Consider the following 6,452-nt stretch of genomic DNA (forward strand, 5'->3'; position numbering starts at 1 on the left):
CGACGGACGGACGACGGAGGAAATCGACGCACTCGCCAAGGGTGGGCGGACCAATATCATCGGGTTCGTCATGCGGCTCGTTGCGCGCTTGCCCTTCCTGTTCATTGCGGGGCGGTTGTACGGCCCCGATACGCTCGGCACCTTTGCCCGCGCGGTGCTGTTCGTCGAGGTGGCGTCGCTGCTGGCGACGTTCGGGCTCAAGCGTGGCCTCGCGCTCGCGATCGCCGAGTCCGACCGCCCGCATGTCCAAATCGTGTGGGATTGCCTGATCGTCGCGGCGATAGCCTCGGGTTTTGCCAGCGCGATCCTGCTGCTGCTGCCCGATCTGATGTATCATGGCAGCACCCCGACGCTGCTCGAACGCTTGTTGCCGTGCATCATCGTGGCGGGTGCCTGGTCCGACATCATGCTGGCAGCGCTCGCCTATCGCCGCAATATCCAGGCAACGGTGACGGCGCGCGCGATCATCGAACCGTGGACGATCTCGATCGCGGCAGGCGTGCTCTATCCGATCGCGCGGCATGACGGGCTGGTCATCGCCTATATGCTGTCGATGGTGGCGGCGTTGCTGGCCTCGTTCGTCCCGTTCGTGCTCAGCTATGGCCCGCCGGTTGGCTGGCGGCTCCATTTCGGGCGGACCATCGCGCTGATCCGCCGCAATGCGCCGCTGGCCGGGGCCGATGCGCTCGAATGGGGGACGCGCAATGTCGATCGCTCAATCCTGTTCCTGATGTTCGAACCGCGCATCGTCGGCATTTACTGGATGGCGCAGCAAGTCGCGTCGATCCCCGGCAAATTGAAGACGAGCTTCGACCCGATCCTCGGGCCCGTCATCACCTCGAGCCTCGCGCGCGGTGATACTGCTGGCGTGGCGAGCCAGGTGCGCCAAGTCGGCTTCTGGATCCTCGCCGCGCAGACTGGCCTCGCCCTGATGGGGTCGATCCCCGGCGAAGCGGTGATGGGTACCGTCGGCCCGCAATTCGTCGCGGGCACTGCCGCGCTCGCCTTCCTGCTGTTTGCGGAGGCCGCCGCGTCGACCGGCGCGGTGTGCGAATCGGCGCTTGTCTATATTGCGCGCGTCCAGAACATGGCGATTTCGATCGGGATGCTGCTGTTCCAGGTGGGACTGAGCTATGCCCTGATCTACGCGATGCAGGCGCTCGGCTGGCCGGTGGCGTATCAGGCGGCGGGCCCGGCGGCGGCGTTGTTCGTGTCGGTCACGCTGACCTCGATCATCAAGTCCAACTATCTGGCGCGGCTGTTGCAGGCGCGCGTTGCCGGGTGGCGCTTGCCGATGCTCTGGGCGATCCTCGCCGCGGGCGCAGTCGGTGCCGCCTTCACCGCGCTGCCCCCGCAATATGAATGGGCCGAACTGGCGATCGGTGAGCCGGCAATTGCGGGGGTCTATCTGTTCGTGCTGTACCGCTGGGCGTTCAAAGCCGAAGACCGCGCGCTGTTCCGCCGGATGCCCGACGGCGTTACGTTACCGGCGGTCGGGCTACGGGCCAGTCGTGAGGGTCACGGTTAGCTTCTGCCGTCGGCCGGCGCTCAGTGCTCAGTGCTCAGTGCTCAGTGCCGGAAGTGGCGGACGCCGGTAAATACCATCGCCAGACCGGCCGCATCGGCGGCGGCGATCACTTCGTCGTCGCGGATCGAGCCACCAGGCTGGATCACCGCCGTCGCGCCCGCCTCGACCGCGGCGAGCAAACCATCGGCAAACGGGAAGAACGCATCCGACGCAACCGCCGATCCGATCGTGCGCGGTGTCGCCCAGCCCGCCTTTTCGGCGGCGTCCTTCGCCTTCCACGCGGCGATACGCGCCGATTCGAGCCGGTTCATCTGCCCTGCACCGATCCCCGCCGTGCTGCCGCCCTTGGCATAGACGATCGCATTCGATTTGACGTGCTTGGCAATCGTCCAGGCGAAGCGGCAATCGGCGAGTTCTTCCGCCGTCGGCGCGCGCTTGGTCACGATTTGCAGCTCGGGCGTGCTGGCATTGTCGCGCGTCTGGACCAGCCAGCCACCGGTGATCGCCTTAGCGAGCAATCCGGTCCGCGCCGGATCGGGCAAGTCACCCGTCAGCAGCAAGCGCAAATTTTTCTTGGCGGCAAAGATCGCCAGCGCCTCGTCATCGGCGTCGGGCGCGACCACCACCTCGGTGAAGATGCCGCTGATCGCGCGCGCAGTCGCACCGTCGAGCGCACGGTTGAGCGCGATGATCCCGCCGAAGGCCGACACCGTGTCGCAGGCGAACGCTGCTGCATAGGCCTCGGCAAGCGTCGTGCCGGTCGCAACGCCGCACGGATTGGCATGCTTGACGATGATGCAGGTCGGCGCCGCGTCGCGAAATTCGCTGACCAGATCGAGCGCCGCGTCGGCATCGTTGAGGTTGTTGTAGCTGAGGTCCTTGCCCTGCACTTGCCGCGCCTGACCGATGCCGCGCGCGGATGCGCCGCCGGCGGTGTAAAAGGCAGCCGACTGATGCGGATTCTCGCCATAGCGGAGCGCTTGCCCGCGCTTGAGCGTGAGCGGGAGCGTCGCGGGGAAAGCCTCGCCCTGGTCGGCGAAGGCGAACCATTGTGCGATCGCCGAATCGTACGCCGCGGTCGCCGCATAGGCCTTGGCGGCGAGGCGACGGCGGTCGGCGAGCGTCGTGCTGCCCAGCGCGACAAGCGCATAGTCGGCCGGATCGGTGACAATCGCGACGAACGCGTGGTTCTTCGCCGCCGAACGCACCATCGACGGGCCGCCAATATCGATATTCTCGACAATTTCGTCGCGCGCCGCGCCCTTGGCGACGGTCGCCTCGAACGGGTAGAGATTGACCACGACCAGATCGATTGCGCCGATGCCATGTTGCTCCATCGATGCGACATGCGCGGGATCGTCACGCACCGCGAGCAAGCCGCCATGCACCACCGGGTGCAGCGTCTTCACCCGCCCGTCCATCATCTCGGGGAAGCCGGTCAGGTCGCTAATGTCGCGCACCGCAAGGCCCGCATCGCGCAACGCCTTGGCAGTGCCGCCGGTCGAAACCAGCTCGACGCCCTGATCAGCCAGGCTGCGGGCGAGATCGACGATACCGGTCTTGTCGGAGACCGACAGAAGCGCGCGGCGAATGGGGATGCTGGTCATACGGAATGGTCCCAAAATGCCGTTCGCCCTGAGCTTGTCGAAGCGCTGCGCTCGCACTGCGCCGTGGCGTTTGCGGAGAGCGGGGCTTCGACAGGCTCAGCCCGAACGGTGGTAGTGATGCGTGTGCCCTGCCCGGTCTGCGGGCGATATTCAACAACGCCGCTCAGCCCGCGCGCTTCAAGGCCCAGCTGACACTGGCGCCGCCCGCAGGCGATTCGCCCGTAACGACGAGCTGCATCGTTGCGTGCGGGCGGCCATCGGCATCGATCCACACGCTTTCCTCGACCGCAAGCGCCCCGCCGCGGCAGCGATATTGCCACAGGCCACCGCCGGGGAGCCGCAGCAGCGCCGCCTGGCCGTCGGCGGTCGGAGATACTTGCACGCCGAGTCCGAGATGGAAGCGGATCGCAAACCCCGTCGCGACGAGCTTGCGGCGCTTGGTCGCGGGGAGCAGCAAATCTTCGCCGCGCAGCTCACGACCGTCGCTCGCCAGCACCAATTGGCGGCGGTGCAGGAACCCGAAGCGGCGAGCATAGCCGTCATGGCTCGCTTCGATCCGGCTCGACCCGTCGCTTTCCTGACGCGCAAGCTCGACCTCGCCGACGCCGCGCCCGAGCGTGCCGTCGGCGTGGATCGCGGTCGAATTGCTGTCGCCGACGATCAGCGTCGAATGCGCCGCCGTGGTGCGCAGTCCCTCGGCCAACGCGAGCGGCAGTTGCGCCACGCCGGCGCGCGCGCCGCCGCAATTGACGACGATGCGGTTGGGGCCATCGGAAAATTCGAAGGCGAGCGTCGAGGCGCAGCCACCCTCGACCAGCCGTGCGACCGGCGGTGGGGCCGCATCGAGGATCGCGATCGCCGATCCGGCGGCGAGCCGCTGATAGCCCCACTCGCGCGCCTGGCGCAGCGGGCGGGTGCGGACGCCGCTCGCCTGGATGATCTGGTCGAGCAGCTCCACCCCGATCGGCGCGCCGCCCTGCCAGCTGCCGAGATCGCGGTCGCCGAGGCACACGCCGAGGAGTGCCGGGACCAGCGCCTGAATCGCATCACCGATGCTCGCCGGGGGTTCGAGCCGCCGCGCGGTATAGACGTCGCGCAATTGCGTCAGCAGCATCAGCAAATCGACTTGCGCGGCGGGCGCGCGCGCGACATTGCCGCCATCGTCGGAAATCGACGCGGTGAGCGCCTTGACCAGCGCCGCTTCGGTTGCGCCGCGCCGCGCGTCGCCGCCGGGAATGAGTAAACCGGCCGCGACCACGCCGCACAGCGCGGCGATGCGCGGTGCGCCGGGTGCAACCTTTTCCGCGCCGCGGTCGATATGGCGGGCGCCGCGCGCCAGCGTGTTGAGCACGCGGCTGCGATAGACCAGGTCGGTCGAGGACAGGATCAGCGGCGCATGCGCGGTCCAGAACAGGATGCGGCGGCCCCACAGATCGGCGCGCCACGCCGGTTCGCTCACCGTGTCGGCATGCGCGTCGAGCCAACACCGCATCAGCGCTTCGGCCACGGGCGTCGCTTGCGCGCGCGTGGCGACGGTCGACAGGTCGCGCAGCCACGAAAAGCCGTGGAGATAATCGGCAAAGGCCCTCGAAAAATCGGGTTTTGCCAGATCGAGCGTTTCAACCGCGCGGCTTTCCCCGCGAAAGGTCAGCGTGCCAGCCAGCAACGCATTGCCGCGCCGCACATCGCCGAGAAACGGATCATCGGGCACCGCGATGAGCTTCAACGGATGGCGTCCTTTCAGTCGCATGTCGTGGATCGGCGTGCGCCACGTCAGACGATGAAAGCGCTCCGAAAGCCGCTCGGCAAGCGATAATCCCTTGTCGCCACCCGACCGGATCAGGCGCTTGCCCTCATCGATGCTGTCGCCGCTGCCGGTTTCGTTGGGCTGGCGCGCTCCGGGGGGCGACAGGTCGTTCATCTACCCGCGCAGGCCCGCGATATTGGCGGCATAGGCATCCGGCCCACCGCGAAAGGTCGCCGTTCCCGCGACCAGCGCATCGGCCCCCGCCGCAATCGCGCGCGGGGCGGTGATGTGGTCGATTCCGCCATCGACTTCGAGATCGACCGTATAGCCGCCTTTGTCGATCATTTTGCGCACCGCTTCGATCTTGCGGAGCGAACTTTCGATGAACGCTTGCCCGCCAAACCCGGGATTGACGCTCATGATCAGCACCAGATCGACCTCTTCGAGCAGATAATCGAGCGCCTTGGCCGGCGTCTGCGGCGTCAGCACGACGCCCGCGCGCTTACCGAGCGACCGGATATGCTGGAGGCTGCGATGGGTGTGCGGTCCGGCCTCGACATGGACGCTGATCGTGTCGGCGCCGGCCTCGGCAAAGGCATCGAGATACAGATCGACCGGCGCGATCATCAAATGCACGTCGAGCGGCTTGGTCGTGTGCGGGCGGATCGCCTTGACCACCGCCGGGCCGATCGAGATGTTGGGGACGAAATGCCCGTCCATCACGTCGACATGGATCCAATCGGCCCCGGCCAAATCGATCGCGCGGATCTCCTCGCCCAGTTTCGCAAAATCGGCGGAGAGGATTGACGGGGCGATGCGGACGGGAAGCTGCGGCATAGGCGGATAGCCTCTAGCACGACACTGCGACCGGGCAAGGGACGGATTATCCGGTGCGCCGCAGCCGTGCGATGAAAAAGCCGTCATTGCCGCCCGGATCGATTATGCCGGGGAGCGTGCGCAGCCAGCCACCGGGGTTTGGCGTCATCCCGACCGGCAGTTCTTCCTGCGGGATCGGGACCAGGCGATAGTCCGGGCGCGCGGCGAGGAATTTGGTCAGTTGCTCCTCGCCCTCGGCCGGCTCGAGCGAGCACGTCGCAAACACCAGCAGCCCGCCCGGTTTCACCCAATCGGCGGCGCGTGCGAACAGCTTCGCCTGGAGCGCGGCAAGCTCGCTGATTTGCGACGGGCGGACGCGGTGGAGCACGTCGGGGTGACGGCGGAAAATGCCGGTCGCGCTGCACGGCGCATCGAGCAGCACCGCATCGACCGGGGCGGGTGGCGACCAGAGCAAGAGATCGGCGACGATGACCTCGGCGGAAAGCTGCGTACGCTCAAGATTTTCGCTAAGTCGCGCCAGACGACTTTCCGATGAATCGACCGCCGTGACGCTCCAGCCGGCACTCGCCAGCTGCATCGTCTTGCCGCCGGGGGCGGCACACAGGTCGAGCACGCTGCCGGGGCCGCTCCCGAGCAAGCGCGCCGGGAGTGAGGCGGCAATGTCCTGCACCCACCAGCTTCCTTCTTCGAAGCCGGGAAGTTCGGGCACATGCGCCGAGTCGAGCCGGACATG

At 67.2% G+C, this 6,452-nt stretch carries 5 protein-coding genes; 1 reads left to right on the top strand and 4 read right to left on the bottom strand.

Annotation, left to right across the window (positions count from 1 at the left end; genetic code table 11):
• On the top strand, positions 1–1,528 hold a 1,528-nt coding region (locus ABWP09_RS00725; protein ID WP_353203251.1), incomplete at its 5' end, for a lipopolysaccharide biosynthesis protein.
• Positions 1,529–1,569: 41 nt separating this feature from the next.
• On the opposite strand, the gene purH is transcribed toward ABWP09_RS00725, so the two are convergent.
• From purH to ABWP09_RS00745, 4 genes are all read right to left on the bottom strand, one after another.
• On the bottom strand, positions 1,570–3,135 hold the full coding sequence (gene purH / locus ABWP09_RS00730; RefSeq protein ID WP_353203252.1) for a bifunctional phosphoribosylaminoimidazolecarboxamide formyltransferase/IMP cyclohydrolase: 1,566 nt from the start codon (positions 3,133–3,135) through the stop codon (positions 1,570–1,572).
• 163 nt (positions 3,136–3,298) lie between these two features.
• The gene (locus ABWP09_RS00735) at positions 3,299–5,056 is read right to left on the bottom strand and encodes a heparinase II/III family protein (RefSeq protein WP_353203253.1); all 1,758 of its coding nucleotides are present in this window, start codon (positions 5,054–5,056) and stop codon (positions 3,299–3,301) included.
• A complete protein-coding gene (rpe, locus tag ABWP09_RS00740; RefSeq protein ID WP_353203254.1) occupies positions 5,057–5,719 on the bottom strand; it encodes a ribulose-phosphate 3-epimerase in 663 nt (220 codons plus the stop codon).
• A gap of 46 nt (positions 5,720–5,765) precedes the next feature.
• Positions 5,766–6,452 (bottom strand): RsmB/NOP family class I SAM-dependent RNA methyltransferase (locus ABWP09_RS00745; protein WP_353203255.1); only part of this gene is annotated, 687 nt, incomplete at its 5' end.

The organism is Sphingomonas sp. (assembly GCF_040398505.1).
In the GTDB taxonomy this organism is placed as follows: domain Bacteria; phylum Pseudomonadota; class Alphaproteobacteria; order Sphingomonadales; family Sphingomonadaceae; genus Sphingomonas.

Coding starts and splice junctions, on each gene's coding strand:
- purH (WP_353203252.1), bottom strand. CDS start 3,135: ATGACCAGCATCCCCATTCGCCGCGCGCTTCTGTCGGTCTCCGACAAG.
- ABWP09_RS00735 (WP_353203253.1), bottom strand. CDS start 5,056: ATGAACGACCTGTCGCCCCCCGGAGCGCGCCAGCCCAACGAAACCGGC.
- rpe (WP_353203254.1), bottom strand. CDS start 5,719: ATGCCGCAGCTTCCCGTCCGCATCGCCCCGTCAATCCTCTCCGCCGAT.